The sequence below is a fragment of the Kitasatospora sp. NPDC050543 genome (genome assembly GCF_044457565.1).
GTDB lineage: Bacteria > Actinomycetota > Actinomycetes > Streptomycetales > Streptomycetaceae > Kitasatospora.
In genome coordinates, this window is the sequence record NZ_JBITGZ010000045.1 from 1 (window position 1) to 25155 (window position 25155).

Below are 25155 nucleotides of genomic sequence, written 5' to 3' on the forward strand. Positions count from 1 at the left end.
TTTTTTGGCCCCCAACCGGCCGGCCCCGGGGGGGGGGCGGGGGTTGGCCCGGCTACAAACCGGCCCCCCCCGGGGCCCCCCCCCCCGCGCCCCCCCCCCGGGGGGCCCCCCCCCGCCGGGGGGGGGGCCCCCCGTCATGTCCCCGGGCACGCCGCAGATGAACCCTTTCGGGGGACATGACACATAACCTCGGCGACAGCGGGCAGCAACCCTGACGGCCGGACACCCGTCAGCAGTCAGGAAGCCCTTCCATGCCCCTCGGCGACGCCCTCTCGTCACACACCTTCGCGGTTGAACTCGGCAACTTCCAGGTCGAGACCGTCCAGGCGGTGTCGGGACTCACCCTTGGACAGGACGTGATCGAGACCCGCCAGGTCAGCCCGACCGGCGAACTCATCATCCGGAAGCAGCCCGGAGCGCAGAAGGCGGGCGAGATCACCGTCACTCGCGGTCTGGACAAGAGCACCGCCTTCACAGACTGGATCAAGCAGACTCTTGTTGACGGGGACCTCGACTCGGCGCGCCAGAACATCACCATCGCGGTGAAGGACGGCCGCAACGAGACCGTGCGCCGTATCCACCTCACGAACGCGTGGGCCTCCGGCTGGGCGGGGCCGGAGCTGGACGCCACCTCTGGTCCGGCGATCGAGACAGTGACCATCACCTACGAAGACGTGACCGTCGAATAGCGGCCAGAAGTGAAACCACCCGGCCGGCCCAGCAATGGCGTTGGGCCGGCCGGGTGGGCGGTTGGGTGTCTGTGGCAGGACCGCGGTCGTCAGAGCGTCCAGCTGCCGATCGTGCCGTCAGGTGCGGTGTAGCGGACGCTCTGGCCATCGGCGGTGGCCTCGATGGTGAGCCACTCGCGGCGGGGCCGGTTGTGGGTGCGCCACTGGCTGGAACTGCCGTCAGGAGCGGTCGATGCCGTCTACGGGACGTGTCGAGACGGGGCGGATGCGCACGAGGTGTGCCTCAAAGCCCAAGAACGCGATACGCGTTACGAGGCCAGTCCGGTGAAGCTGCTCAGCGATCGTCTCGATCTGGTCCGGTGCGAGGAAGTCCCCGAAGGATCGCAGGTCCGCGTCGGAGAGCGGCATCGCGCGCAGTGATTCGAGCAACGCGCCCAGTGCCGTGCCGAGTTGGGTGAACGTCGTCGGCTGGGTGATGCCCTGGATGTCTACCGTGACCGGCCCGGCGTACGTGCTGGGCTGCTCGCTGTTGAGGGTCGGGCCGGGAGTTGGGGGCATGACGGTGCACCACCTCGGAAGGTCAGGCCGCCATCATGGCAGCGCGTAGGGTTACGCTAGACCTACAGTGAGTAAGGATGCAAGAGTGAAGGGTGCACGAATGCGGGGGTGGCTCCGCCGGGTGCACGACGGCCCCCCTTGTTACGGGCAAGGGGGGCCGTCCGTCGGCGGGTCCGCTATGCGATGAAGCGGTCGAACTCGCCCCGCTTCACGCCCTCCAGCCAGAGTCCGAACTTCGTGGGTGTGGTCACGATGACCCTGTCCGGGGCGTCGGACTCGCGGATTTCGATCATGCCGTCATCGTTGGTGGAGACCTCTACCGAGTTGCCTCCGTCCTGACTGCTGGTCGTCGACTTCTGCCATTGCTTCGGCATGACTTACCTTTCCATTTCCATGCTGTGTTTAACGTGCTGGACGACCCCCCATGAATCGCGACCAGAGGTGGGTCGTGCAGACGTCTTGGCGTTTCCGGAGGGGAGTGCCAATCGACTGAGATCGTCGAACCTCCCGCGGTACTTCTCCAGCGCTTCCATTGTCTCGGTGAATTCGGATGCGCCGGGATGATCGATCACCACCGTGGAGAGCGAACGCGAAGCTGGCTCGGTGATGAGGAACGGGCCGCTGTACGGTGGCGTCGCCTTCACGCTGAACGGGTAGATCTGGATGCTGACGTTGGGTCGCTCCCAGACTTCGAGCAGGTGGGCCAGCTGGAGGCGCATCGCCTCGCCGCCTGCGAATGCCATGAGCAGTGCTGCCTCGTGGATCACAAAGCGGAACTCGGTAGGGCTGTCGAGGATTCGCTGACGTTCGAGGCGGAAGCGCACCGTGTCGTCGATCTGATCGTCGGAGAGCGACGTATCGCCGTTCTCGAACAGCTTGCGCATGTACTCCTCGGTCTGGAGCAGGCCGGGGATGAAGAATGTCTCATAGTTGAGGTACCCGCTGGCTGCCCAGTGCTCCAGCTCGGCAAGGTCGAGTGCGAAAGTCGGAACCTTCCGCTTGTAGCCGCTCCACCAGCCCTTGCCGTCGCTGGCGCCCATTGCTGCGAGCGTGTCGAGATACGCGGAATCCTTACAGCCGTAGAAAGCCGCGAGCAGGCGCAGACGTTTCTCGTCGAGACCGGTTCGAGCCGCTTCAATGTGGTTGAGCTGCGGCCCGCGCATGCCCACCTGCGCGGCGGCTTCCTGTACCGGCATGTCGGCTTCCAGTCGCAGTCGGCGCACCTCGGCGCCGTAGCGCCGTTGGCGTTCGCTGATGTGCGCTCGCAGAGCCAATGTCCATCCCTTCCGTAGCACGGGCAGTGTCGCGCGCGGAAGGCGTGCCGCGCCACTTGCTTGCTTGGCCAACCTATCCCGGCCATGGCGCAGGGTTGCACGAATGAAGGGGTAGCTCTACCTTGGGTCGCATGCCGCTCACTGACGGTTCGTCAAGCGGCCCGAAGCGCACCCCGTACGGGCGTGCAGGTAGCCGATGCCTGCCCGCCTGTTGATCGGCGGGCAAGCCACGGGCTCACGATCCCGTCAGCACCTACACGCCAGGAGACTGGAGACCCAGAATCATGCTGCTGCCTTTGGTGCGCCCGCCCGGCGACGCTGCGCCGGACGAGTTCCGGCTCGATCTCTTCCTGCCCGCCGTGCCTCAGTCCGTGCCTGCTGTGCGGCACCTGCTGCGGGACCTGCTCGCCGCGCTCGGCCTCGACTCAGACACGGCCTGCCTGCTGCTCTCCGAGCTGCTGTCCAACGCGATCCGGCTCGGCGGCTTCCCGACCGTGACTCTCGAACTGCGGTCGAAGACCCTGTACATCGCGGTTGCCGACCACGTTCCGGGAACGGTGACGGCACAGAGAACGGGCCCCGACGGCACCTCCGGCCGGGGGTTGTTCCTGGTCGAGGCATTGGCCGATGAGTGGGGAGTGAAGGACATCGGACCGTACGGCAAAGCGGTCTGGGCGACCGCGCCGGCGGTGCCGGCCGCAGCCTGACGGCCGCAGGCTGTTTCCGCCGACGGCTTCGCGGCGTTCGGCCCCGGGGTCAGGGCCGGGGAGTTCGCCAGGCGGGCTCCTACGGTTGGTCTCCACGGGCAGGCCTTCGGGAGTCCCCGGAGGCCTGCACACCGGATTGGTCGCCGGTTCGGCGCCGTAGACCGACCGCAGCAGTTCGTCGAGGGCTGATCGCCCCGGTCAGTTCTTCTCCCGGCTGGCCCGGGAACGGTCCTCGACGTACGCCAGGCGCCGTTCGAACACCTCGCGGGCGTCCGGGGTCAGGGTGCGCAGGGCCACCAGGGCGCTGAAGACCACGTCGCAGAGCTCGTGCTCGACGTCCTCCCAGCTGTGGGTGACGCCCTTGCGCGGGTTCTGCCCGGTGGCGCCGATCACGGCGGCGCCCACCTCGCCGACCTCCTCGGACAGCTTGAGGATCCGCAGCAGCCGCTCGTCTCCGCCGGAGAGCCCGCTCTCCTGGTCCAGCCAGGTCACGAGCCGGTCGACACTGTCCCAGATCCTGTCGTCCATGGTGTGCTGCTCCCGTGCGGTGGTGGTGACGCCGCCTGCCACCGTACGGCAGCGGGGCGCCGCGATTCCCCGCGAACGCCTGCGCGTTCGATCTCCGTTCGGCTAGCTTGGCCCCGAATCCGTGGCGAAGGGGGAACGCGATGGCGGATGGGATGAAGGTGGATCCGGCGGCTCTGGAGCGGGCCGCGTCCGGTACGACCACCAGCAGGGGCGAGCTGAAGTCGGCCGGGGCGTTCGCCCTCGACGAGACCTCGACGGCCGCCTCCAAGCTCACGGGCTGGAGGACGGCGGGCGGGCTCGGGGCCCTGCGCCAGCGCTGGGAACAGCAGATGAACGGGGTGGACGGCGCGATGGCCGATCTGGTGGAGCGCTTCCACAGCTCGGCCGGGCACTACAGCGCGACCGAGGGTGACGTCGCCGCGAGGATGCACCGGTCCGGTCGGGCGTTCGAGTAGCCCGGCCCGGAGCCACGACCCACGCGTCCAGGACCGTGCGGCCCGAGGCACGCCCGGGCCCCGAATTCGAACCGTGAAGGTGCCATGCGTTACGAGGATCTGTACCACGCCGACATGGGCGCGCTGGACACCGCCGCCGAGCGGTGGAGTTCGACGGCGGCCAGGCTCAGGACCGCCACCGAGGAGTTCAAGACCCAGACGATCACGCCGCTGCAGAACACCGGCTGGAGTGGGGACGCCGCCGTCCGCGCCTACAACCGGATCGGCGAGGTTCAGACGCAGCTCGGGCGGGCCGTCGAGGAGGCCGGCAAGATCCACACCCTGTTGGCCGACGCCTCGCAGAAGTTCAAGGCCGTCCAGCAGCGGCTGAAGGCGCTGGTCGAGACCGAGGCGCCCAGCCGGGGCCTGTACGTCACCGACCGCGGCGAGGTGCTGGCGCGGGAGCCGTACGACAGCAACTCGCGGGACCGCCACGACCCGGACTTCCGGGAGCTGGCCGGCAAGCAGCGCCAGGACATCCGGGAGGTCGCGGAGGCGATCACCGGGGTGCTCAAGCAGGCCGACGAGGTCGACGCGGAGGCCGACTGGGCGCTGCGTCAGGACCCCAACGGCGCGCAGGACACCGGATTCAACGAGCGGGTCTACACCGGGCTCGACGAGGCGAAGCGCCTGATGGACAGCGAGGCGCGCTACAACGACGCCCAGCGCTACATCTTCGAAGAGATGAAGACCAACATCAACTCCGATACGGTCAAGTCGATCCAGACGCTGCTCCGGCCGCCGGCCTGGTACGACTTCGGCCGGGATCCGGGGCAGGACACGATCGCCGCCCTGACCATGTGGGGCGTGAAGGTCGGCCCCCACCAGGACTGGGACCACAAGCCCAAGCTGAAGGACCGCTACGGGCTGGAGAAGCGCGAGGACTACTTCTTCAAGGTGCCGGGCAGCGACGACAAGGTGTTCTACGACATCTACTCCAACATCCACTACGGCTACGTGGGCCGCGCGGCCGGCTTCGACGCCAAGACGCTGATCGACGGCGCGTCGGTGGCCGAGCCCATCCTGGTGGGTGACGACGACCAGGGTGACCAGATCACCATGCGGGCCGGGATCGAGCTGTACGACAAGTACGGCAAGGATCTGACGGAGGAGCAGCTGGCCGCCAAGATCCACGAGGTGGTGGAGGAGATGAAGCGGACCAAGGACAAGGACGGCAAGCCGCTCGGGCAGGTCCACAAGGACGCCGCGCAGTGAGCCCGCAGGCGCCCGCAGGCCCGCGCCGGCCCGGGCCGGCGCGGCTGCTCCGGCTGCCACGGCGGCGGTGGGCCCGGTGGGCGCTGGGCGTCACGGCCGTCCTGGTGGTGGTGGCGGTCGGGCTGTGGAACCTGCCGCTGGCCGGCCAGTGGCGGGCCGAGCGCCAGCCGCGGGACCTGCTGCTCGCCGAGCCGGGTGGCGGCCGGGAGTGGCGGGTGCTGGGCGACGGGTCACCGCAGTCGCCGCAGCTGCGCGGGCTGGACCAGCGCTGGGGCCGGAGCTGGCAGGAGGGCGCGCACAGCTCCGAGGGGCGCGCGGACCAGGTCTTCGAGCGGGTGAACCGGATGGACTCGCCGACCTGGGCCTGGCTGCTGTTCCGGGGCGGCGCCGATCCGGCCGAGCGGGCCGGCAAGTTCTACGACGTGGCCCGGCTGGACGCCGCCGCTCTGGCGCCGCACGCGGACGAGCGGCGGTTCTCCTGCGCGCGCTCGTCGGTGGCCGAGGGCGCGTGCACCCGTTGGTGGGTCTGGCTGCGGTACGGGCAGTACCTGGTGGAGCTGGAGGCGGCGCCGGTGGGTGACCCGCACGCGGAGCCGCCCGCCTGGCTGGCCGACACCGTGGCCCGGGTGGACGGGGCCATGGCCGCCACCGCGTAGGGCGTCGGCGGGCGGGCGACCTTCAGGGCCGTGCGGGATTCGCTGTTGCGTCAATGGCCCTTCTGCGTAGAGTGGTTGGGCACGTGTCGCATCGAGGTCGCAGAGAGGTGAGTCGCATGTCTCGCGCGGGGTGGCCGGCCAGCTGACCGGCCGGTTGATTCCAGAACGTTCGAGCCGAGTGCTGGGCATCCAGGTGCCCTGGTGCTGGGCGGGGGGCGGGTCGGTGACACCGATTCGCTCGCGCCGACGGGCCCTGGGCCCGGTCGGGCGAACCGACTGATCAACTTCGCTCGCGAGAGAGGATCCGATGTGGCCGGAACCATCGCCGCGGCGGCGCTGGCCATCGCGGCTGTGCTGTCCTGTGTGGTCTATGTGGCGAGGCAGGTCGAGGATGTCATCCCGTCGATCACCTCGCTGATCAAGAGCGTCATCGACGCGCGCAGCGAGATCGTCGCCCACTACCGTCGCAGCCTCCGCCCGGAGGACCAGGACGCCGCCCGCACGGCCGTCGTGGTCGAGCGGGTCGAGGAGGCGCCGGTGGTGGAGCGGATTCCGCTGGCGTAGTGCACCGCGGCTCCCGGGCCGGCCGTTCGCGCGGCCGGCCCGGGAGCTCCTCGGCCCGGCGGCGGTTCAGTGGTTGCTGATCCTGACGTCCCTGATGTTCACGGGCAGGGTCGGGAAGCCGTCGCCGGGGTTGTTCTGGTCGTCCTCGCCGCCGGCCGCGATCTTCTGCAGGACGTCCAGGCCGGCCGTGACCTTGCCGAACGGCGTGTAGGCGGGCGAGAGCTTGGTGTCCTTCCAGACGAAGAAGAACTGGCTGCCGTTGGTGTTCGGGCCGGCGTTGGCCATGGCGACGGTGCCTGCGGGGTACGTCGCGCCCTCCAGGTTCTCGTCGGGGAACGAGTAGCCGGGGCCGCCGCTGCCGGTGCCGGTCGGGTCGCCGCACTGGAGGACGAAGAGCCGCTGGGTGGTGAGCCGGTGGCAGTGGCTGCGGTCGAAGTAGTCGTGCTCGGCGAGGAACCGGAACGAGAAGGTGGTGCACGGGGCCTTGTCGGTCAGTGCCTGGAAGGTGATCTTCCCCTGGCTGGTCCGCAGGGTGGCGCTGTACGGCCTGGCGGCCTTCTTGGCGTCGAAGCTCGGGATGCCCTTGAAGTTGTCGGCCGGCACCGCCGGGGTGTAGCTGCAGGTGGGAGCCGGGACCGCGGGGGTCTCGGCGGCGGCGCCGGTGGTGACGGCCAGTGGGAGGGTGGTGGTGGCAGCCAGCAGTGCCCAGTGTTTGCGCTTCACTTGGCGGACCTTCCGGGAGGTGGTTGTCATGGATGCATCATCCATGCCCGCCCGGGCCGCCGCCATGCCCCTTCCGGCCCACCACTCGCGGGCGCCCCGCGCCCCGCCCGTTCAGTCGGCGGTGTCGAACAGCCCCGCGCGGGCGGCCAGCAGGGCGGCGGCGGCCGCGCGCTCGGCGGCCCGGTCGTCCAGCGGCTCCCCGGTGATGAAGAGGCGGTGGTAGAGCGGTGCGGTGGCCGCCCGGACCAGCTCCGCGCCGTCGATTCCGGCGGACAGCTCGCCGCGCTCGACGGCCCGGTCGGCGACGGCGGCGGCCTGGCGGTGCCGGGCGGTGAAGAAGGTGTTGAGTGCGGCGGCACCGAGATCGGAGCGCAGGGCCGCGCTGATCAGTGCGGTCGGCGTGGTGCGCAGCTCGGGGTCGGTGAAGGTCTCCTGTACCTCCCGGGCGAGCAGGCGCAGGTCCTCGTCCAGCGTGCCGGTGTCGGGGATCGGCCAGGCCTGGTCCGCGGAGGAGGCGAGGGCGTCGGCGATCAGGCCGTCCATGCCGCCCCAGCGGCGGTAGAGGGTCGCCTTGTGCACGCCGGCGCGGGTGGCGACCGTCTCGACGGTGAGCTGTTCGTACGGCTTCTCGGCCACCTCCGCGAGCGTGGCGGCCACGACGTCGGCGCGGACCCGGGCGCTGCGGCCGCCGGGGCGGGTGGCGGTCGTGTGGGGCGGTTGATCGGCGGGCAAAGACGACTCCAGTCGCATTAGGGCTTGTCGGGATGGTTGCACTCTGCAATGCTTCATCTTAACGCGACACCAGTCGCATTCTCCGTCGAGAGGCCACCATTGCCCCGCGCCACCGCCATCCCCGACCCCGCCGCCCTGCACCCCCTCGCCGGGCATGACCGGGTCGTCCTGCTCCGCCCGCTGGTCACCGATCCCAGGATCGAGGTGGGGGAGTACACGTACTTCGACGACCCGGACGGCGCGACCGGCTTCGAACAGCGCAACGTGCTGTACTCCTACGGTCCGGAGCGGCTGGTCATCGGCCGCTACTGCGCCATCGCCACCGGGACGCGCTTCCTGATGGCGGGCGCCGACCACCCGACCATGGGCGTCTCGGCCTTCCCGTTCACCATGTTCGGCGGCAGCTGGACCGAGCGGACCCTGGACCTCGTCGCCGGCATGCCGAGCAGGGGCGACACCGTGGTCGGCAACGACGTCTGGTTCGGCCACGGGACCACCGTGATGCCGGGCGTACGGATCGGTGACGGCGCGATCATCGCCGTCGGCGCCGTCGTCACCGCCGATGTCCAGCCGTACACCGTCGTCGGCGGCAACCCCGCCCGGCCGATCCGCCGCCGCTTCCCGGAGCCCGACATCGACCTGCTGCTCCGTGCCGCCTGGTGGGCGTGGCCGGTCGAGCTGGTCACCGGGCACGTGCGCACGATCATGGCCGGAACCCCGGCGGAGATCGCCGCGGTCGCCGAGGCCAACGGCCTGCTCACGCCCGCCGGGTCAAAGGAGGCCGAGTGATCGACCCGATCGACCCCTACCGCACCACGGCCCTGGTAGACGGCCCGGCCGGCCGCATCGCCGTGATCGACCACGGCGGTCACGGCCCCGACGTCCTGCTGCTGCACGGCGCCAACCGCACCGCGCTCGACTGGCAGGCGTTGCTGCCGCACCTGCCGGGTCTGCGCCTGGTCGCGATGGACCTGCGCGGCCACGGCCGCTCCCAGGCTCCCGCCGACGGGGACTACGGCTGGGCCTCCCACCTGGCCGATGTCGACGCGGTCATCCAGGCCCTCGGCCTGCGCGAGCCGTGGCTGATCGGCCACTCGCTCGGCGGCATGATCGCCGTACGCCACGCCGCCACGCACCCCGGCTGCCCCGGAATCGTCGACCTCGACGGCTTCGGCAGCGGTGTGCCGTCGCTCTACCCGGGCCTGGCACCGGGCGAGGTCGCAGCCCGGAGGGCCGAACAGCTCGCCCTCTACGCGGCGCTGCCCGCCGTCTCGGCGGACGCCGGCGAGCTCCTCGCCCGGGCCCGCGCGTCGGCGAAGCGGCTCGGCTGGGCTCCGGACGTCGAGGAGGCCGGGGTGCTTCGCTCCCTGGCGCCCGCCACCGGGGGTGGGGTCGCGGTCCGCCCGGCCCCGTCGACGCTGCCCGCCCTGATGGCGCCGATCGACGGCTGGGACATGTTCGCCGAGGTGCGTTCGCTGCGCTGCCCGGTGCTGCTCGTCCAGGGCGGTCGCACTCCCGAGCTCGGCCACCTTCCCGGCCGGGTGCGGGAGTTGACCGAGGCGCTGATCGCCGGAATCGGCCGCGAGCTGGCCGCTCTGCGAGCCGAGGCGGGCCACGTCCGCGCCGTGAGCCTGGACCGGGCCGCCCACATGCTCCACCTGGACGAGCCGGCCGTGGTGGCCGCCCTGGTCCGGGAGGCCGTCCTCGGCGACGCGCGTCACTAGGGCAGCTCGGGATTCCCCTGTTCGTCGGTCGAGCGGGTCTGGGTGTTGAAGCTGATCTGCCAGACGACGAACCGGCCCTCCGGGAGTTCGCAGACCACCGCGCCGTCCTGCCAGATCCCGTTGCCCCGGTAGTGATCGCCGGGCGGGTCGCCCTGGTTCTGGTGCACGTCGTGGACGCCGAGCCCCTCGTCGAAGGCCTGCCCGTAGACGTAGATCCGCGCGGCGGCCCGCACGTGCGGCTCCAGGACGTCCAGGGCGTTGTCACCGTTGCTGGCGGTCCACGGGAAGTACCGGTACCCGACACGGGGCGCCAGCCATCCGCCGACCAGGTCGACCAGGTCGGGGCCGAAGGCCGGCGCACCGATCGCCGGGCGCTGGATGGTCCGGGAGACGGCCCGCCCGGCCGTGTGGAGTGCGTCCACCCAGGGGGCGTTGCGCAGCATCGGACTGCGCGCGTAGTCCAGCGCCCCGGAGAACGGCGTGGACGCCAGCGGGTGGAAGCCGTCCGGCAGGGCGCGTACGGTCGCCAGGTCCGCCGCCCGCAGGTCGTCCACCAGCCGGTAGCCGACCCCGGTGACGGCCGGGGCGTCGACGTCCAGCGCCGCCTCGTACACGCCCTGAGGCGTGTGCAGTCTGATGTGGCCGTGGTACCAGTGCCCGTACTGATGGGTGGGATCGCGGAAGAACTCCTGGAACGTCCCGATGGTCACACCGTAGTTGGCAAGCGGCACGGTTCTCCTCCTGGCTGCCGAGATGATCAGGCAGTCAAGGCTTCCGGGCCCGCGCCCGCGCCGACAGCCGCCGAACGGGTGCGTGCTCCGATTGCGGGATCAGACCCGCACGACGACGATCTCGGCCTTCGGCAGCGTGGCGGCGCAGGCCGCGATGTCCTCCGGGTCGGAGGTCAGGACCACCGCGCGTCCGTGGCCTGCCGCTGTGAGCACGACCAGCGCGTCGATCACATCGGGGCGCTTCCTCGGTGGCAGAGCCACGGTGCCGAGCATGATGCCGACGCGCTCGTGGTCGAGGAGTGTGAACCCGGTCAGGACTTCGCGGTCCCGCAGCGTATGAGGGTTTCGGCGTGGTGTTCACGGTGGCCGGAAAGGTGTTGATCAGCGGTGGCGCGGTGCGCCAGGATGGCGCGGCACGCCTTCTCGCGCACGAGAGCCGTCCGACGACGCACGGGGCATCCTGCCGATCCGCCCGTTCGTCCGTCCGGAGGGATTCCCCCATGCGCGCCTCCTCGCCGCTGGTCCGTGACCTGCCCGTGCTGCTGGTGGCGGTGGTCTGGGGCTCCAGCTTCCTGGCCGTGAAGCACGTCGCCACCCAGGAGACGGTCCTCGCCATGCTGGTGATCCGCTTCGGGCTGGTGCTGCCCCTGCTGGCGGTGATCACCCGCCGGGCGCTGCGTGCGCTGCGGCCGGCGGAGTGGCTGGGCGGGGTGCTGCTGGGGCTGATCCTCGGCTCGGTGTTCCTGCTGGAGACGTACGGCAGTGTGAACACCTCGGCCACCAACGCCGGGCTGATCATCAGCCTGACGATGATCTTCACCCCGATCGCCGAGAGCGCGCTCGCCCGGACCCCGCTGCCGCGCGCCTTCCTCGCCGCAGCCGTGCTCTCGCTGGTCGGCGTGGGCCTGCTGACCCAGGGCGGTGGGCTGACCGCGCCCTCAACCGGTGACCTGCTGGTCCTCGGCGCGGCGGTGGTCCGTACCGTGCACGTGCTGGTGATGTCCCGCACCCGGGCGATCGCCGGGACCGACGCGATGGCCCTGACCTGGGTGCAACTCGCCTCCGCGACCGCGCTCTTCGCCGCCGTCTCGCCGTTCGCCGGGCCGGCGCCCTGGACGCCGGCCGCCGCCTGGAGCGCCGGCCAGTGGCTGCTGGTGCTGCACCTGGGGCTGCTCTGCACGCTGTTCGCGTTCCTGGTCCAGATGTGGGCCGTGCGCACCACCTCGCCGTCCCGGGTGAGCCTGCTGCTCGGCACCGAGCCGCTCTGGGCGGCCGTGTTCGGCATCGCCGTCGGCGGCGACCGGCTGGGGGTGCCGGCCCTGTGCGGCGGTGTGCTCGTCCTGGCCGGCACCGAGTGGGGCCGGCGAGCCCTCGCCCCGGCAGCCCCGGCGGGCCGTGCGGCCGCTGCGCAGTCGGTGCCCGAGTCGGTGTGACGCCCGGGCGGGCGGGGCTCACCGTCCGCTGTCGCGCTCTCTGCTCCCGGGCGATCCTTCGGCGCTCCTCCCGGCCGGCCGTTCGCGCGCTTGTGAACGAAAGGTCAAGCGGGCGTTCGCAGTCGGCCACCCTGGAGGGTGAGTCGCTATAACACGTCAACCGGACGCCTCGAAATTTGCGACGGAAGACGCATAGTTGATATAGGGCTGAGGCTCTGACCAGCCACTTCATAGTTGAATGCGACTACTTGTGACCATATGGCTTCTTTGAGTTGATGAATCGGCGCCTGATCGCATTCGTTGGCATTCGCGAGGTGGCGTAGATCACAAAGATCGTCCCGAACTGCGTGTCGCAGATCACAAGCGCACGGGCATAGGATGCGCTCGATCCAGGCTTTGTGAACTGCCTCACATGAGGTGGATCACGGGAACTGGATCACGGGTCCACCACAGCGTGACCCGTTGGTTCCGATCTGCAGTCAAGGACGACTGGACGGAGGGAGCGGGGGCTTATGAATGCCTACGCGCCGATCCTCGTACTCGGTGCCATCGCGGCGGCGTTCGCGGTCGGCTCCGTCGTGATGGCCTCGCTGACCGGCCCGAAGCGCTACAACCGGGCCAAGTTGGAGGCGTACGAGTGCGGCATCGAGCCGACCCCGCAGCCCGTGGGCGGCGGTCGGTTCCCGATCAAGTACTACCTGACGGCGATGCTCTTCATCGTCTTCGACATCGAGATCGTCTTTCTCTACCCCTGGGCGGTCAGCTTCGACGCCCTGGGGATCTTCGGGCTGGTCGAGATGCTCCTGTTCATCGCCACCGTCTTCGTCGCGTACGCCTACGTCTGGCGTCGCGGCGGTCTGGAGTGGGACTGACCTCTGCTTGTGAACGCGGGGACAAACCACCGGACTTGAGAGGCTGAGAGGGATCTGATGGGAATCGAGGAGAAGCTGCCGAGCGGCTTTCTGCTCACCAGCGTGGAGACCGCCGCTGGGTGGGTGCGCAAAGCGTCGCTCTTCCCGGCGACCTTCGGGCTCGCCTGCTGCGCGATCGAGATGATGACCACCGGCGCCGGCCGCTACGACCTGGCCCGGTTCGGGATGGAGGTCTTCCGGGGCTCGCCCCGGCAGGCCGATCTGATGATCGTCGCGGGGCGGGTGAGCCAGAAGATGGCCCCGGTGCTGCGCCAGGTGTACGACCAGATGGCCAACCCGAAGTGGGTCATCTCGATGGGCGTCTGCGCCTCCTCGGGCGGGATGTTCAACAACTACGCGATCGTCCAGGGCGTGGACCACATCGTCCCCGTCGACATCTACCTGCCGGGCTGTCCGCCCCGCCCGGAGATGCTGATGGACGCGATCCTCAAGCTCCACGACAAGATCCAGCACGAGCCGCTGGGCGCGAACAAGCGTCGCGCCGAGGAACTGGGCGAGGCCCTGGCGCTCCAGGCCACCCCGGTCAGCGAGATGCGGGGGCTGCTGCGATGAGCGAGCAGAACGGCGCCGCGAAGAACGACGGCGACGGCGCTGCGAACGGCGACGCCGGCAAGAACGGCAACGGCATCCCCGCCACCCGCAAGGAGATCCCCCTTGAGGTGGTCGGCAGTCGCCAGGGCATGTTCGGCGCCCGGGGCAGCGGCGACACCTCCGGCTTCGGCGGCCTCATCGCGCCCATCGTGCTGCCCGCCGCGAGCACCCGCCCGTACGGCGGCTGGTTCGACGAGGTCGCGGACGAGCTGGAGGGCGCCCTGGAGGAACAGGGCCTGGACCCGGCCGACGTGATCGAGCAGACCGTGGTCGACCGCGGCGAGCTCACCTTCCAGATCGCCCGCGAGCACCTGCTGCGCGCCGCCCGCACCCTGCGTGACGACCCGGCGCTGCGCTTCGAGCTGTGCCTGGGGGTCAGTGCCGTGCACTACCCGGGCGAGAAGGGCCGGGAGCTGCACGCGGTCTACCACCTGCGCTCGATCACCCACGGCCGGCTGCTGCGGGTGGAGGTCACCGCGCCGGACGACGACCCGCACATCCCCTCGGTGGTCAGCGTCTACCCGACCAACGACTGGCACGAGCGCGAGGCCTACGACTTCTTCGGCCTGGTCTTCGACGGCCACCCCGCGCTCACCCGGATCATGATGCCGGACGACTGGCTGGGCCACCCGCAGCGCAAGGACTACCCGCTCGGCGGCATCCCCGTCGAGTACAAGGGCGCCCAGATCCCGGCGCCCGACCAGCGGAGGTCGTACAGCTGATGACCACTCACTTTGAAGAAGCAGGAGCGCGCGAGACCACCGAGGGCCGGGTCTTCACCGTCACCGGGGGCGACTGGGGCGAGGTGGTCGAGGCCATCGGCCGGGCCGACGACGAGCGCATCATCGTCAACATGGGTCCCCAGCACCCGTCCACCCACGGCGTGCTGCGGCTGATCCTGGAGATCGACGGTGAGACGGTCACCGAGGCCCGCTGCGGCATCGGCTACCTGCACACCGGCATCGAGAAGAACATGGAGTTCAGGAACTGGGTCCAGGGCACCACCTTCGTGACCCGGATGGACTACCTGACCCCGCTGTTCAACGAGACCGCGTACTGCCTGGCGGTCGAGAAGCTGCTCGGCATCACCGAGCAGGTCCCCGACCGGGCCAGTGTGATCCGGGTCCTGATGATGGAGCTCAACCGGATCTCCTCGCACCTGGTGTGCCTGGCCACGGGCGGTATGGAGATCGGCTCCACCACCCTGATGATCTACGGCTTCCGGGACCGCGAGGTCATCCTCGACATCTTCGAACTGGTCACCGGCCTGCGGATGAACCACGCGTACGTCCGCCCCGGCGGCCTCGCCCAGGACCTCCCGCCCGGGGCCGTCGACCAGGTCCGCGAGGCCGTGAAGCTGCTCCGCTCGCGGATGCACGAGTACGACAAGCTGGCCACCGGCAACCCGGTGTTCAAGGCCCGCCTGGTCGACGTCGGCTTCCTCGATCTGGCCGGCTGCCTGGCGCTGGGCGCGACCGGACCGATCCTGCGCGCCACCGGGCTGCCGCACGACCTGCGCAAGTCCGACCCGTACTGCGGCTACGAGGACTATGCCTTCGATGTCGCGGTGGCGGACGGTTGCGACTCCTACGGCCGGTTCCTGATCCGGCTGGAGGAGATGCGCCAGTCGCTGCGGATCGTCGAGCAGTGCCTGGACCGGCTGAAGCCAGGCCCGGTGATGGTGGCCGACAAGAAGATCGCCTGGCCGGCCCAACTGGCCGTCGGCCCGGACGGGATGGGCAACTCGCTCGACCACATCCGCAAGATCATGGGCACCTCGATGGAGGCCCTGATCCACCACTTCAAGCTGGTCACCGAGGGCTTCCGGGTCCCGGTCGGACAGGCCTACACGGCGGTCGAGTCACCCAAGGGCGAACTCGGGGTGCACGTGGTCAGCGACGGCGGGACCCGCCCGTACCGCGTCCACTTCCGCGACCCCTCGTTCACCAACCTGCAGACGATGGCGGCGATGTGCGAGGGCGGCCAGGTCGCCGACGTGATCGTCGCGGTGGCCGGGATCGACCCGGTGATGGGAGGCGTGGACCGGTGAGCAACGTAGAACTCGGCCTGCCGGCGCTGCCGGCCAAGCCGTACCCGCCGGAGGTGCACGAGCGGCTCGCCAGGGACGCGGCGGAGCTGATCGGGCGGTACCCCGTCGCCCGCTCCGCGCTGCTGCCCCTGCTGCACCTGGTGCAGGCCGAGGAGGGCTTCGTCAGCGCCACCGGAATCCGGTTCTGCGCCGAGCAGTTGGAGCTGACCACGGCCGAGGTCACCGCCGTCGCCACCTTCTACACCATGTACCGGCGCAAGCCCGCCGGTAAGTACCACGTGGGCGTCTGCACCAACACGCTCTGCGCGGTGCTCGGCGGCGACCAGATCTTCGCCGAACTCCAGGACCACCTGGGCATCAAGAACAACGAGACGACCGGCGACGGCGAGATCTCGATCGAGCACATCGAGTGCAACGCGGCCTGCGACTACGCCCCCGTGGTGATGGTCAACTGGGAGTTCTTCGACAACCAGACGCCCGAGAGCACCAGGCAGCTGGTCGACGACCTGCGGGCCGGCCGGGATCCGGAGCCCACCCGCGGCGCCAAGCTCTGCTCGTTCAAGGAGACCGCCCGCATCCTGGCCGGGTTCCCCGACGAGCGCCCCGGCACCGTCGACGCCTCCGGCGCGGGCGGCGCGCCCTCCCTGGTGGGGCTCCGGCTCGCCAAGGGCGAGGCCCTGCCCGGCAACGGCACCACCAAGGTCGTCTCCCCCCGGCACGAAGGGACGGAAGCGTGATGACCTCCGCAGAGCCGGCCGAGAAGCTGCTCACCCCCGTGCTGTCCGCCCCCTGGGGCGACGACCGGCCCTGGACGCTGGCCGGCTACCGCCACCACGCCGGCTACGACGGCCTGCGGGCCGCCCTCGCCATGCCCCCGGACGACGTGATCGCCCTGGTCAAGGACGCCGGACTGCGCGGACGCGGTGGCGCCGGCTTCCCCACCGGGATGAAGTGGCAGTTCATCCCGCAGAACGACGGCAAGCCGCACTACCTGGTGGTCAACGCGGACGAGTCCGAGCCGGGCACCTGCAAGGACATCCCGCTGCTCTTCGCCAACCCGCACGCGCTGATCGAGGGCATGATCATCGCCTCGTACGCGATCCGCTGCGACCACGCCTTCATCTACCTGCGCGGCGAGGTCGTCCCCGTGCTGCGGCGCCTGCACGCGGCCGTCGCCGAGGCCTACGAGGCGGGCTTCCTCGGCAAGGACGTCCTCGGCTCCGGCATCGACCTGGACATCACCGTGCACGCCGGCGCCGGGGCGTACATCTGCGGCGAGGAGACGGCGCTGCTCGACTCGCTGGAGGGCCGGCGCGGCCAGCCCAGGCTGCGCCCGCCGTTCCCCGCCATCGCCGGCCTGTACGCCTGCCCGACCGTCGTCAACAACGTCGAGTCGATCGCCTCGGTGCCGCCGATCCTGGCCCGCGGCAAGGAGTGGTTCAAGTCGCTGGGGACGGAGAAGTCCCCCGGCTTCACCCTCTACTCGCTCTCCGGGCACGTCACCAACCCCGGCCAGTACGAGGCCCCGCTCGGCATCACCCTGCGCCAGCTGCTGGACATCAGCGGCGGCGTCCGCGCCGGGCACCGGCTGAAGTTCTGGACCCCGGGCGGCTCCTCCACCCCGATGTTCACCGACGAGCACCTCGACGTCCCGCTCGACTACGAGGGCGTCGGCGCCGCCGGCTCGATGCTCGGCACCAAGGCGCTCCAGGTCTTCGACGAGACCACCTGCGTGGTCCGCGCCGTCACCAGGTGGACGGAGTTCTACGCCCACGAGTCCTGCGGCAAGTGCACCCCCTGCCGCGAGGGCACGTACTGGCTGGTCCAGCTGCTGCGCCGGATCGAGGACGGCGAGGGCGTCGCCGGAGACCTGGAGAAGCTGCTCGACATCGCCGACAACATCAACGGCAAGTCGTTCTGCGCCCTCGGCGACGGTGCGGCCAGCCCGATCGTCTCCTCGCTCCGGTACTTCCGCGCCGAGTACGAGCAGCACATCAACGAGCGCCGCTGCCCCTTCGACCCGGCGGCCTCCACCGTCTGGGCCGACACCCGCCGCAGCGGCCACCAGTCCGCCACCGAGAGGGAGGTGCACGCGTGACGATCACAGAGCCTTCCACCCAGGTCGAACTGGTCACGCTCACCATCGACGGCGTCGAGGTCCAGGTCCCGAAGGGGACGTTGGTGATCCGCGCCGCCGAGCAGATCGGCACCCAGATCCCGCGCTTCTGCGACCACCCGCTGCTCGACCCGGCCGGTGCCTGCCGGCAGTGCATCGTGGAGGTCGAGGGCCAGCGCAAGCCGGTCGCCTCCTGCACCATCCCGGTCGCCGAGGGCATGGTCGTCCGCACCCAGCTCAGCTCGCCGGTCGCCGAGAAGGCGCAGCGCGGCGTGATGGAACTGCTGCTGATCAACCACCCGCTGGACTGCCCGGTCTGCGACAAGGGCGGCGAGTGCCCGCTGCAGAACCAGGCGATGTCCACCGGCGGCGCCGACTCGCGCTTCGAGGGCATGAAGCGCACCTACCAGAAGCCGGTGCCGATCAGCAGCCAGGTGCTGCTGGACCGCGAGCGCTGCGTGCTGTGCGCCCGCTGCACCCGCTTCTCGGAGCAGATCGCCGGCGACCCGTTCATCGACCTGGTCGAGCGCGGCGCGCTCCAGCAGGTCGGCACCGGCGAGGGCGACGACTTCCACTCGTACTACTCGGGCAACACCATCCAGATCTGCCCGGTCGGCGCGCTCACCTCGGCGGCCTACCGCTTCCGCTCCCGGCCCTTCGACCTGGTCTCCTCGCCGAGCGTCTGCGAGCACTGCTCCTCCGGCTGCGGGCAGCGCACCGACCACCGGCGCGGCAAGGTGCTGCGCCGGCTCGCGGGCGAGGAGCCCGAGGTCAACGAGGAGTGGAACTGCGACAAGGGCCGCTTCGCCTTCCGCTACGCCCAGCAGCGCGACCGTCTCACCACCCCGCTGGTACGGGACGCCGACAGCGGTGAACTCGTCACCGCCTCCTGGCCCCAGGCCCTGGCGGCCGCCGCCGAGGGGCTGCGTGGTGCCCGTACCGCCGTGCTGACGGGCGGCCGTGTGACGGTCGAGGACGCCTACGGCTACGCCAAGTTCGCCCGGGTGGTGCTCGGCACCAACGACGTGGACTTCCGGGCCCGCCCGCACAGCGGCGAGGAGGCGGACTTCCTGGCCGCCGCCGTGGCCGGCCGCGGCGTGGACCTCGACGGCAGTGGGCTCTCGTACGCCGAGCTGGAGAAGGCGCCGGCCGTCCTGCTGGTGGGCCTGGAGCCCGAGGAGGAGTCGCCGATCGTCTTCCTGCGGCTGCGCAAGGCCAACCGGGCCCGCGGCCTCAAGGTCTTCGCCGTCGCCAGCCACGCCTCGCGCGGCCTGACCAAGCTGTACGGCGCGCTGCTGCCCGCCGCTCCCGGCACCGAGGCCGAGTGGCTGGCGGCGCTCGGCGCGGACGAGCCGCTCGGTGAGGACGCCGGGCGGGCCGCCGAACTGCTGCGGGCCCCCGGCGCGGTGATCCTGGCCGGCGAGCGGCTCGCCGCCGTACCCGGTGGGCTGACCGCCGCGCTGCGCCTGGCGCACACCACCGGCGCCCGGCTCGCCTGGATCCCGCGCCGCGCCGGGGAGCGCGGCGCCGTCGAGGCGGGCGCCCTGCCCGGGCTGCTGCCAGGCGGCCGCCCGGCCTCCGTCCAGGCCGCCCGCGCCGAGGCCGCCGCCGTCTGGGGGGTCGCGGGCCTGCCGGCCCGGCTCGGCCGGGACACCGACCAGATCCTGGCGGCCGCCGCCCACGGCGACCTGGACGCGCTGCTGGTCGGCGGCGTCGACCCGGGCGACCTGCCGGACCCGGCGCTCGCCGAGGAGGCGCTGGCCCGGGTGCCGTTCCTGGTCTCGCTGGAGCTGCGCCCCTCCGCCGTCACCGCGCACGCCGACGTCGTCCTCCCGGTGGCGGCCGTGGCCGAGAAGGCCGGCACGTTCCTGGACTGGGAGGGCCGGGTGCGGATGTTCGAGGCCGCCCTGAAGCCCGACCAGCAGATGGGGCGTCACCTCCCCCCGGACGTCCGGGTGCTGTCGATGCTGGCCGACGCGCTCGGGCACCGGCTCGGCCTGCCCGACGTCCGGGCCGCCCGGCTGGAGCTGGACCGTTTCGCCCCCTGGACGGGCGACCGCCCGGCGGCCCCCGCCGCGCACCCCGCCGTACTGCCCCGCCCGGCCACCGGCCAGGCCGTGCTGGCCGGCTGGCGCCAGCTGCTGGACAACGGCTCGCTCCAGGACGGCGACCCCAACCTGGCCGGCACCCGGCACCCGGCCGTGGCCCGGCTCTCGCCGGCCACCGCCGAGGAGATCGGCGCCGGCGCGGTGCTGCGGGTCACCGGCCCGGCCGGATCGATCACCCTGCCGCTGGAGATCACCAAGGAGATCCCGGACCGCACGGTCTGGATCCCGCTCAACTCCACCCCCGGCGGGGCCCACCGCACCCTGGGCACCACCGTCGGCCACCTGGTCACCATCGCAGCCGCAGCGGAGGCCACCTCATGAACGTCCTGGCAGCCTACGAGACCCTCGGCTTCTTCGGCCGCGACCCCTGGTGGCTGGTCCTGCTCAAGGCCGTCTTCGTCTTCGCGTTCCTGGTCGGCACGGTGCTGATCGCGATCGTCTGGGAGCGCAAGGTGGTGGCCTGGATGCAGCTGCGGATCGGCCCCAACCGGCACGGCCCCTGGGGCATGCTGCAGTCCCTGGCGGACGGCATCAAGCTGGCCCTCAAGGAGGACCTGGTCGTCACCGGGGCCGACAAGGTGGTCTACATCCTGGCGCCGATCGTCTGCGCGATCCCGGCGTTCATGGCCTTCGCGGTGATCCCGTTCGGCCCGGCCGGTGACGAGGTGTCGATCTTCGGCACCCGTACCCCGCTCCAGCTGACGGACTTCCCGGTGGCGCTGCTGTACATCCTGGCCACCGCCTCGGTCGGGATCTACGGGATCGTGCTGGCGGGCTGGTCCTCGGGTTCGACGTACCCGCTGCTCGGCGGTATCCGCTCCGGCGCCCAGATGATCAGCTACGAGATCGCGATGGGCCTGTCGTTCGCGGCGGTGTTCATCTACTCCGGTTCGATGTCGACCTCGGAGATCGTCCAGTCGCAGCAGCCGACCTGGTTCGCGGTGCTGCTGCCGGTCTCGTTCATCGTCTACATCATCGCGATGGTCGGCGAGACCAACCGGGCGCCGTTCGACCTCCCGGAGGCCGAGGGCGAGCTGGTCGGCGGCTTCAACACCGAGTACAGCTCGCTGAAGTTCGCGATGTTCATGCTGGCGGAGTACGTCAACATGGTCACCGTCTCGGCCGTCGCCTCGACGCTGTTCCTGGGCGGCTGGCGGGCGCCGTGGCCGATCTCCACCTTCTGGGAGGGCGCGAACCACGGCTGGTGGCCGATGCTCTGGATCATCATCAAGATCCAGCTGCTGCTGTTCTTCTTCATCTGGCTCCGCGGCACGCTGCCCCGCCTGCGCTACGACCAGTTCATGAAGCTGGGCTGGAAGGTGCTGATCCCGGTCTCGCTGGTCTGGCTGGTGATGGTCGCCAGCGTCCGGGCGCTGCGCAACGAGGGCTACGACTTCGGCCAGGTGGTGCTGTACGTCGGCGCCCCGATCGGCGCACTGCTGCTGCTGACGCTGCTACGGGACGTCCTGCGGCGCGGTCCCGAGCCCGAGCCGGCGCCCCCCGGCGGCGGGGGCGAGTTCGACCCGATGGCCGGCGGCTACCCCGTTCCGCCGCTGCCCGGCCAGGAGCTGCCGCCGGTGCCGCGCCGGCGCAGCCGGGCCCCGCAACTCCAGGACGCCCTCAACGGGGCCAACCATCCCGAAGGGAGCTGAACCGCCATGTCATCGTCCTCGGACAAGACTGACAAGCCGTCGGTGCTCGGCCCCGCCGCAGGCTTCGGCGTGACCTTCAAGGCCATGTTCAAGAAGCGGCTCACCGAGCAGTACCCGGAGCAGAAGAAGCCGACCGCTCCCCGCTTCCACGGCCGCCACCAGCTCAACCGGCACCCGGACGGCCTGGAGAAGTGCATCGGCTGCGAGCTGTGCGCCTGGGCCTGCCCGGCCGACGCCATCTACGTCGAGGGCGCCGACAACACCGACGAGGAGCGCTACTCGCCCGGTGAGCGCTACGGCGCGGTGTACCAGATCAACTACGCCCGCTGCATCCTGTGCGGCCTGTGCATCGAGGCCTGCCCGACCCGGGCGCTGACCATGACCAACGAGTACGAGCTGGCGGACTCCTCGCGCAAGGACCTGATCTTCACCAAGGAGCAGCTGCTGGTCGGCCTCTCCGAGGGCATGGTCGACTCCCCGCACTCGATCTTCCCGGGCGCCGACGAGGGCGCGTACTACCGGGGCGAGATCACCGCGGCGGCGCCGGGCACGGTTCAGCAGGAGCGGACCAGCCGGGAGAAGGAGGCGCAGTCATGACCTCCACCGGAGAGGCCGTGCAGTTCTGGGTGCTCGCCGTGATCGCCGTCGGCGGCGCGCTGGGCATGCTGCTGATGCGCAAGGCGGTGCACAGCGCGCTCTGCCTGGCCGCCACCATGCTGGCCCTGGCGGTCTGTTACATGGCGCAGGGCGCGGTGTTCCTGGGCGTCGTGCAGATCGTCGTCTACACCGGCGCGATCATGATGCTGTTCCTCTTCGTGGTGATGCTGGTCGGCGTCACCTCGGCGGACTCGCTGAAGGAGCAGCTGAAGGGCCAGCGGGTCGCCGCCGCCCTGTGCGGCCTGGGCTTCGGGGTGCTGCTGGTCGCGGGCATCGCCAACGCCAAGCTGGACCACTTCACCGGGCTGTCGGACGCCAACGCCGAGGGCAACGTCCAGGGGCTGGCCCGGCTGATCTTCACCAAGTACGTCTGGGCCTTCGAGGTCACCGGCGCGCTGCTGATCACCGCCGCGATCGGCGCCATGGTGCTCACCCACCGCGAGCACGTGAAGGCCCCGAGCACCCAGCGCGAGCTGGCCGCACGGCGGGTCAGGGACAACGTGCAGGTGCCGCCGCTGCCGGCGCCCGGGGTGTACGCGCGGCACAACGCCGTGGACATCCCCGGTCTGCTGCCGGACGGCGCCATCGCCGAGGACTCGGTGATGGGCACGCTGCGCGAGCGCGGCCAGATCCGCGATGTCAGCCAGGAGATGCTGGAGAAGATGGCCGAGCTGGAGGAGAGCACCGCCGACTGGCTGGGCCGCCCGCCGTCCGCGCGGCCGGTGACGGCACAGCCGCGCAAGGCTCTGGAGAAGGTCCCGAACCACGAGGGGGACTCGGCGTGAACCCCGTCAACTACCTCTACCTGTCGGCCCTGTTGTTCACCATCGGCGCCAGTGGCGTGCTGATCCGGCGCAACGCGATCGTGCTGTTCATGTGCGTCGAGCTGATGCTCAACGCCTCGAACCTGGCGCTGGTCACCTTCTCCCGGCTGCACGGCAACCTGGACGGCCAGATCATCGCGTTCTTCACCATGGTGGTCGCGGCGGCCGAGGTCGTGGTCGGCCTCGCCATCATCGTGTCCATCTTCCGGACCAGGCACTCGGCTTCGGTCGATGACAGCAACCTGATGAAGCTGTAGGCGGAGGGCCCACGGTGAACTCTCTCATTCCGCTGCTCGTGGCGGCTCCGCTGGCCGGTGCTGCCCTGCTGCTGCTCGGCGGCCGCCACCTGGACCGCTTCGGTCACTGGGTGGGCACGGCGCTGGCCGCGCTCTCCTTCGCCTTCGGGCTGACGCTGTTCGCGCAGATGCTCGGCCGCGACGTCGACCAGCGCCCGATCGGGGTCGAGCTGTACAGCTGGATCCCGGTGAACGGCTTCCAGGCCGACGTGGCCTTCCGGCTCGACCAGCTGTCGATCACCTTCGTCCTGCTGATCACCGGTGTCGGCACGCTGATCCACCTCTACTCGGTGGGTTACATGGCCGACGACGAGCGCCGCCGCCGCTTCTTCGGGTACCTCAACCTGTTCCTGGCCGCCATGCTGCTGCTGGTGCTCGCGGACAACTACCTGCTGCTGTACGTCGGCTGGGAGGGCGTGGGCCTCGCCTCGTACCTGCTGATCGGCTTCTGGCAGCACAAGCCGAGCGCGGCCACCGCCGCGAAGAAGGCGTTCCTGGTCAACCGGGTCGGCGATGTCGGCCTGTCGATCGCGATCATGCTGATGTTCGCCGAGTTCGGCAGCTTCGCCTTCGGACCGGTCTTCGGCGCCGCCTCGCAGGCGAGCGAGGGCAAGCTGACGGCGATCGCCCTGATGCTGCTGCTCGCGGCCTGCGGCAAGTCCGCCCAGGTGCCGTTGCAGTCCTGGCTCGGGGACGCCATGGAGGGCCCGACCCCGGTCTCCGCCCTGATCCACGCGGCCACCATGGTGACCGCCGGCGTCTACCTGATCACCCGCTCGGCGTCGATCTTCAACCTGGCGCCGGAAGCCCAGACCGCCGTGGTGGTGGTCGGAGCCGTCACGCTGCTCTTCGGTGCGATCGTCGGTTGTGCCAAGGACGACATCAAGAAGGCGCTGGCCGGCTCGACCATGTCGCAGATCGGCTACATGGTGCTGGCGGCGGGCCTGGGCCCGATCGGCTACGCGTTCGCGATCATGCACCTGGTGACGCACGGCTTCTTCAAGGCCGGGCTGTTCCTGGGCGCCGGGTCGGTCATGCACGGCATGGACGACGAGGTGAACATGCGTCACTACGGCGGCCTGCGCAAGTACATGCCGATCACCTTCGTCACCTTCGGCCTCGGCTACCTGGCGATCATCGGCTTCCCCGGCCTGTCCGGCTTCTTCTCCAAGGACAGGATCATCGAAGCGGCCTTCGCCAAGGGCGGCACCGAGGGCTGGATCCTCGGCGCCTGCACGCTGATCGGCGCCGCCGTCACCGCGTTCTACATGACCCGGGTGATGCTGCTGACCTTCTTCGGCGAGAAGCGCTGGAAGACGGACGAGCACGGTCACGAGCCGCACCCGCACGAGTCGCCGACGACCATGACGCTGCCGATGGTCGTGCTGGCCGTCGGCTCGGTCTTCGCGGGTGCGATCTTCGCCTTCAACAACTCATTCGTGGACTGGCTGGAGCCGATCACCGGCTTCTCCGAGGGCGACTCCCCGCTCACCCCGGCGGTCGTCACCCTGCTCACGGTGGTCTGCATGCTGGCGGGCGTCGGCCTGTCGTACCTGATGTACGGCCGCTCGCCGATCCCCGTCGTCCCCCCGGTCGGCTCCGCCCTGACCCGCGCCGCCCGCCGGGACCTGCTCCAGGACGACTTCAACCACGCCGTGCTGGTCCGCCCGGGCTCGGCCCTCACCGCGGCGCTGGTCTTCCTCGACAGCAAGGGCCTGGACGGCTTCGTCAACGGCCTCGCCGCCACCATCGGCGGCATCTCCAGCCGACTGCGCAGGGTGCAGAACGGCTACGTCCGCTCGTACGCGCTCTCCATGTTCGGCGGCACGCTGGTGCTGGTCGCCACCACTCTCCTGATGAGGTCGGTCTGATGGGTAGTCACTACACGAGCAGGGAGGTAC

General features: G+C 70.5%; 29 protein-coding genes. 21 read left to right on the forward strand and 8 right to left on the reverse strand.

What is annotated here, in order from left to right; translation table 11 throughout:
• The first annotated feature begins 251 nt into the window (after positions 1-251).
• The gene (locus ACIBH3_RS32495) at positions 252-689 is read left to right on the forward strand and encodes a phage tail protein (protein ID WP_396315703.1); all 438 of its coding nucleotides are present in this window, start codon (positions 252-254) and stop codon (positions 687-689) included.
• Between the two features lie 219 nt (positions 690-908).
• On the opposite strand, the gene ACIBH3_RS32500 is transcribed toward ACIBH3_RS32495, so the two are convergent.
• The 3 genes from ACIBH3_RS32500 to ACIBH3_RS32510 form a co-directional block, all read right to left on the reverse strand.
• Positions 909-1247, reverse strand: a complete 339-nt coding sequence (locus ACIBH3_RS32500; RefSeq protein WP_396315704.1) for a hypothetical protein — start codon at positions 1245-1247, stop codon at positions 909-911.
• Positions 1248-1423: 176 nt separating this feature from the next.
• The gene (locus ACIBH3_RS32505; RefSeq protein WP_396315705.1) at positions 1424-1621 is read right to left on the reverse strand and encodes a DUF397 domain-containing protein; all 198 of its coding nucleotides are present in this window, start codon (positions 1619-1621) and stop codon (positions 1424-1426) included.
• Between the two features lie 3 nt (positions 1622-1624).
• Positions 1625-2521, reverse strand: coding sequence for a helix-turn-helix transcriptional regulator (locus tag ACIBH3_RS32510; protein WP_396315706.1), 897 nt, complete (start codon positions 2519-2521; stop codon positions 1625-1627).
• A gap of 284 nt (positions 2522-2805) precedes the next feature.
• Here ACIBH3_RS32510 and ACIBH3_RS32515 point away from each other — a divergent pair, with 284 nt between their 5' ends.
• Complete coding sequence (locus ACIBH3_RS32515) at positions 2806-3228, forward strand: ATP-binding protein (protein WP_396315707.1); 423 nt, start codon at positions 2806-2808, stop codon at positions 3226-3228.
• A 198-nt stretch (positions 3229-3426) separates the two neighbouring features.
• Here ACIBH3_RS32515 and ACIBH3_RS32520 read toward each other — a convergent pair whose 3' ends face one another.
• Positions 3427-3756: a MazG-like family protein gene (locus tag ACIBH3_RS32520; RefSeq protein WP_396315708.1), complete on the reverse strand. Its 330-nt coding sequence runs from the start codon at positions 3754-3756 to the stop codon at positions 3427-3429.
• A gap of 140 nt (positions 3757-3896) precedes the next feature.
• Between ACIBH3_RS32520 and ACIBH3_RS32525 the strand changes: the two genes are divergently transcribed.
• The 4 genes from ACIBH3_RS32525 to ACIBH3_RS32540 all read left to right on the forward strand — a co-directional run bounded on the left by ACIBH3_RS32525 (position 3897) and on the right by ACIBH3_RS32540 (position 6685).
• On the forward strand, positions 3897-4211 hold the full coding sequence (locus tag ACIBH3_RS32525; protein WP_396315709.1) for a type VII secretion target: 315 nt from the start codon (positions 3897-3899) through the stop codon (positions 4209-4211).
• Between the two features lie 84 nt (positions 4212-4295).
• The gene (locus tag ACIBH3_RS32530; protein ID WP_396315710.1) at positions 4296-5465 is read left to right on the forward strand and encodes a polymorphic toxin type 44 domain-containing protein; all 1170 of its coding nucleotides are present in this window, start codon (positions 4296-4298) and stop codon (positions 5463-5465) included.
• A complete protein-coding gene (locus tag ACIBH3_RS32535) occupies positions 5462-6121 on the forward strand; it encodes a hypothetical protein (protein WP_396315711.1) in 660 nt (219 codons plus the stop codon). Before ACIBH3_RS32530 ends, ACIBH3_RS32535 begins: the two co-directional genes overlap by 4 nt.
• 309 nt (positions 6122-6430) lie before the next feature.
• The gene (locus ACIBH3_RS32540; RefSeq protein WP_396315712.1) at positions 6431-6685 is read left to right on the forward strand and encodes a hypothetical protein; all 255 of its coding nucleotides are present in this window, start codon (positions 6431-6433) and stop codon (positions 6683-6685) included.
• 66 nt (positions 6686-6751) lie between these two features.
• Here ACIBH3_RS32540 and ACIBH3_RS32545 read toward each other — a convergent pair whose 3' ends face one another.
• Both ACIBH3_RS32545 and ACIBH3_RS32550 read right to left on the reverse strand, forming a co-directional pair.
• On the reverse strand, positions 6752-7438 hold the full coding sequence (locus ACIBH3_RS32545; RefSeq protein ID WP_396315713.1) for a peptidylprolyl isomerase: 687 nt from the start codon (positions 7436-7438) through the stop codon (positions 6752-6754).
• An 81-nt stretch (positions 7439-7519) separates the two neighbouring features.
• A complete protein-coding gene (locus ACIBH3_RS32550) occupies positions 7520-8140 on the reverse strand; it encodes a TetR/AcrR family transcriptional regulator (RefSeq protein ID WP_396315714.1) in 621 nt (206 codons plus the stop codon).
• Between the two features lie 48 nt (positions 8141-8188).
• On the opposite strand from ACIBH3_RS32550, the gene ACIBH3_RS32555 reads away from it, so the two are divergent.
• Positions 8189-8929, forward strand: a complete 741-nt coding sequence (locus ACIBH3_RS32555; protein ID WP_396315715.1) for a CatB-related O-acetyltransferase — start codon at positions 8189-8191, stop codon at positions 8927-8929.
• Positions 8926-9864 carry an alpha/beta fold hydrolase gene (locus ACIBH3_RS32560; protein WP_396315716.1) on the forward strand — a complete coding sequence of 313 codons (939 nt, stop codon included), beginning with the start codon at positions 8926-8928 and terminating at the stop codon, positions 9862-9864. The genes ACIBH3_RS32555 and ACIBH3_RS32560 overlap by 4 nt, the downstream gene beginning before the upstream one ends.
• On the opposite strand, the gene ACIBH3_RS32565 is transcribed toward ACIBH3_RS32560, so the two are convergent.
• Both ACIBH3_RS32565 and ACIBH3_RS32570 read right to left on the reverse strand, forming a co-directional pair.
• The gene (locus ACIBH3_RS32565; protein WP_396315717.1) at positions 9861-10595 is read right to left on the reverse strand and encodes a DUF2278 family protein; all 735 of its coding nucleotides are present in this window, start codon (positions 10593-10595) and stop codon (positions 9861-9863) included. The genes ACIBH3_RS32560 and ACIBH3_RS32565 overlap by 4 nt on opposite strands.
• A gap of 99 nt (positions 10596-10694) precedes the next feature.
• A complete protein-coding gene (locus ACIBH3_RS32570; RefSeq protein WP_396315718.1) occupies positions 10695-10856 on the reverse strand; it encodes a hypothetical protein in 162 nt (53 codons plus the stop codon).
• A 239-nt stretch (positions 10857-11095) separates the two neighbouring features.
• Here ACIBH3_RS32570 and ACIBH3_RS32575 point away from each other — a divergent pair, with 239 nt between their 5' ends.
• From ACIBH3_RS32575 to nuoL, 13 genes are all read left to right on the forward strand, one after another.
• Positions 11096-12028, forward strand: a complete 933-nt coding sequence (locus ACIBH3_RS32575) for a DMT family transporter (protein WP_396315719.1) — start codon at positions 11096-11098, stop codon at positions 12026-12028.
• Between the two features lie 512 nt (positions 12029-12540).
• The gene (locus ACIBH3_RS32580; protein WP_014137597.1) at positions 12541-12900 is read left to right on the forward strand and encodes an NADH-quinone oxidoreductase subunit A; all 360 of its coding nucleotides are present in this window, start codon (positions 12541-12543) and stop codon (positions 12898-12900) included.
• Between the two features lie 57 nt (positions 12901-12957).
• Entirely contained in the window at positions 12958-13512 is a 555-nt protein-coding gene (locus tag ACIBH3_RS32585; protein ID WP_266271098.1) for an NADH-quinone oxidoreductase subunit B family protein, read from the forward strand.
• Positions 13509-14273, forward strand: coding sequence for an NADH-quinone oxidoreductase subunit C (locus ACIBH3_RS32590; RefSeq protein WP_396315720.1), 765 nt, complete (start codon positions 13509-13511; stop codon positions 14271-14273). Before ACIBH3_RS32585 ends, ACIBH3_RS32590 begins: the two co-directional genes overlap by 4 nt.
• Entirely contained in the window at positions 14273-15601 is a 1329-nt protein-coding gene (locus tag ACIBH3_RS32595; RefSeq protein ID WP_396315721.1) for an NADH-quinone oxidoreductase subunit D, read from the forward strand. The genes ACIBH3_RS32590 and ACIBH3_RS32595 overlap by 1 nt, the downstream gene beginning before the upstream one ends.
• Positions 15598-16338, forward strand: a complete 741-nt coding sequence (nuoE, locus tag ACIBH3_RS32600) for an NADH-quinone oxidoreductase subunit NuoE (protein ID WP_396315722.1) — start codon at positions 15598-15600, stop codon at positions 16336-16338. The genes ACIBH3_RS32595 and nuoE overlap by 4 nt, the downstream gene beginning before the upstream one ends.
• Positions 16338-17699: an NADH-quinone oxidoreductase subunit NuoF gene (gene nuoF, locus ACIBH3_RS32605; protein ID WP_396315723.1), complete on the forward strand. Its 1362-nt coding sequence runs from the start codon at positions 16338-16340 to the stop codon at positions 17697-17699. The genes nuoE and nuoF overlap by 1 nt, the downstream gene beginning before the upstream one ends.
• Positions 17696-20146, forward strand: a complete 2451-nt coding sequence (locus ACIBH3_RS32610) for an NADH-quinone oxidoreductase subunit G (protein WP_396315724.1) — start codon at positions 17696-17698, stop codon at positions 20144-20146. The genes nuoF and ACIBH3_RS32610 overlap by 4 nt, the downstream gene beginning before the upstream one ends.
• Positions 20143-21477, forward strand: a complete 1335-nt coding sequence (gene nuoH, locus ACIBH3_RS32615; protein WP_396315725.1) for an NADH-quinone oxidoreductase subunit NuoH — start codon at positions 20143-20145, stop codon at positions 21475-21477. The genes ACIBH3_RS32610 and nuoH overlap by 4 nt, the downstream gene beginning before the upstream one ends.
• A gap of 6 nt (positions 21478-21483) precedes the next feature.
• On the forward strand, positions 21484-22074 hold the full coding sequence (nuoI, locus tag ACIBH3_RS32620; RefSeq protein WP_396315726.1) for an NADH-quinone oxidoreductase subunit NuoI: 591 nt from the start codon (positions 21484-21486) through the stop codon (positions 22072-22074).
• Entirely contained in the window at positions 22071-22919 is an 849-nt protein-coding gene (locus tag ACIBH3_RS32625) for an NADH-quinone oxidoreductase subunit J (protein WP_396315727.1), read from the forward strand. The genes nuoI and ACIBH3_RS32625 overlap by 4 nt, the downstream gene beginning before the upstream one ends.
• Positions 22916-23215, forward strand: coding sequence for an NADH-quinone oxidoreductase subunit NuoK (gene nuoK, locus ACIBH3_RS32630; protein WP_209412994.1), 300 nt, complete (start codon positions 22916-22918; stop codon positions 23213-23215). Before ACIBH3_RS32625 ends, nuoK begins: the two co-directional genes overlap by 4 nt.
• Before the next feature lie 14 nt (positions 23216-23229).
• A complete protein-coding gene (nuoL, locus tag ACIBH3_RS32635) occupies positions 23230-25125 on the forward strand; it encodes an NADH-quinone oxidoreductase subunit L (protein ID WP_396315728.1) in 1896 nt (631 codons plus the stop codon).
• Positions 25126-25155: the final 30 nt, after the last annotated feature.

Coding starts and splice junctions, on each gene's coding strand:
- ACIBH3_RS32495 (WP_396315703.1), top strand. CDS start 252: ATGCCCCTCGGCGACGCCCTCTCGTCACACACCTTCGCGGTTGAACTC.
- ACIBH3_RS32500 (WP_396315704.1), bottom strand. CDS start 1,247: ATGCCCCCAACTCCCGGCCCGACCCTCAACAGCGAGCAGCCCAGCACG.
- ACIBH3_RS32505 (WP_396315705.1), bottom strand. CDS start 1,621: ATGCCGAAGCAATGGCAGAAGTCGACGACCAGCAGTCAGGACGGAGGC.
- ACIBH3_RS32515 (WP_396315707.1), top strand. CDS start 2,806: ATGCTGCTGCCTTTGGTGCGCCCGCCCGGCGACGCTGCGCCGGACGAG.
- ACIBH3_RS32520 (WP_396315708.1), bottom strand. CDS start 3,756: ATGGACGACAGGATCTGGGACAGTGTCGACCGGCTCGTGACCTGGCTG.
- ACIBH3_RS32525 (WP_396315709.1), top strand. CDS start 3,897: ATGGCGGATGGGATGAAGGTGGATCCGGCGGCTCTGGAGCGGGCCGCG.
- ACIBH3_RS32530 (WP_396315710.1), top strand. CDS start 4,296: ATGCGTTACGAGGATCTGTACCACGCCGACATGGGCGCGCTGGACACC.
- ACIBH3_RS32545 (WP_396315713.1), bottom strand. CDS start 7,438: ATGACAACCACCTCCCGGAAGGTCCGCCAAGTGAAGCGCAAACACTGG.
- ACIBH3_RS32555 (WP_396315715.1), top strand. CDS start 8,189: ATGCTTCATCTTAACGCGACACCAGTCGCATTCTCCGTCGAGAGGCCA.
- ACIBH3_RS32575 (WP_396315719.1), top strand. CDS start 11,096: ATGCGCGCCTCCTCGCCGCTGGTCCGTGACCTGCCCGTGCTGCTGGTG.
- ACIBH3_RS32580 (WP_014137597.1), top strand. CDS start 12,541: ATGAATGCCTACGCGCCGATCCTCGTACTCGGTGCCATCGCGGCGGCG.
- ACIBH3_RS32585 (WP_266271098.1), top strand. CDS start 12,958: ATGGGAATCGAGGAGAAGCTGCCGAGCGGCTTTCTGCTCACCAGCGTG.
- ACIBH3_RS32590 (WP_396315720.1), top strand. CDS start 13,509: ATGAGCGAGCAGAACGGCGCCGCGAAGAACGACGGCGACGGCGCTGCG.
- ACIBH3_RS32595 (WP_396315721.1), top strand. CDS start 14,273: ATGACCACTCACTTTGAAGAAGCAGGAGCGCGCGAGACCACCGAGGGC.
- nuoF (WP_396315723.1), top strand. CDS start 16,338: ATGACCTCCGCAGAGCCGGCCGAGAAGCTGCTCACCCCCGTGCTGTCC.
- nuoH (WP_396315725.1), top strand. CDS start 20,143: ATGAACGTCCTGGCAGCCTACGAGACCCTCGGCTTCTTCGGCCGCGAC.
- nuoI (WP_396315726.1), top strand. CDS start 21,484: ATGTCATCGTCCTCGGACAAGACTGACAAGCCGTCGGTGCTCGGCCCC.
- ACIBH3_RS32625 (WP_396315727.1), top strand. CDS start 22,071: ATGACCTCCACCGGAGAGGCCGTGCAGTTCTGGGTGCTCGCCGTGATC.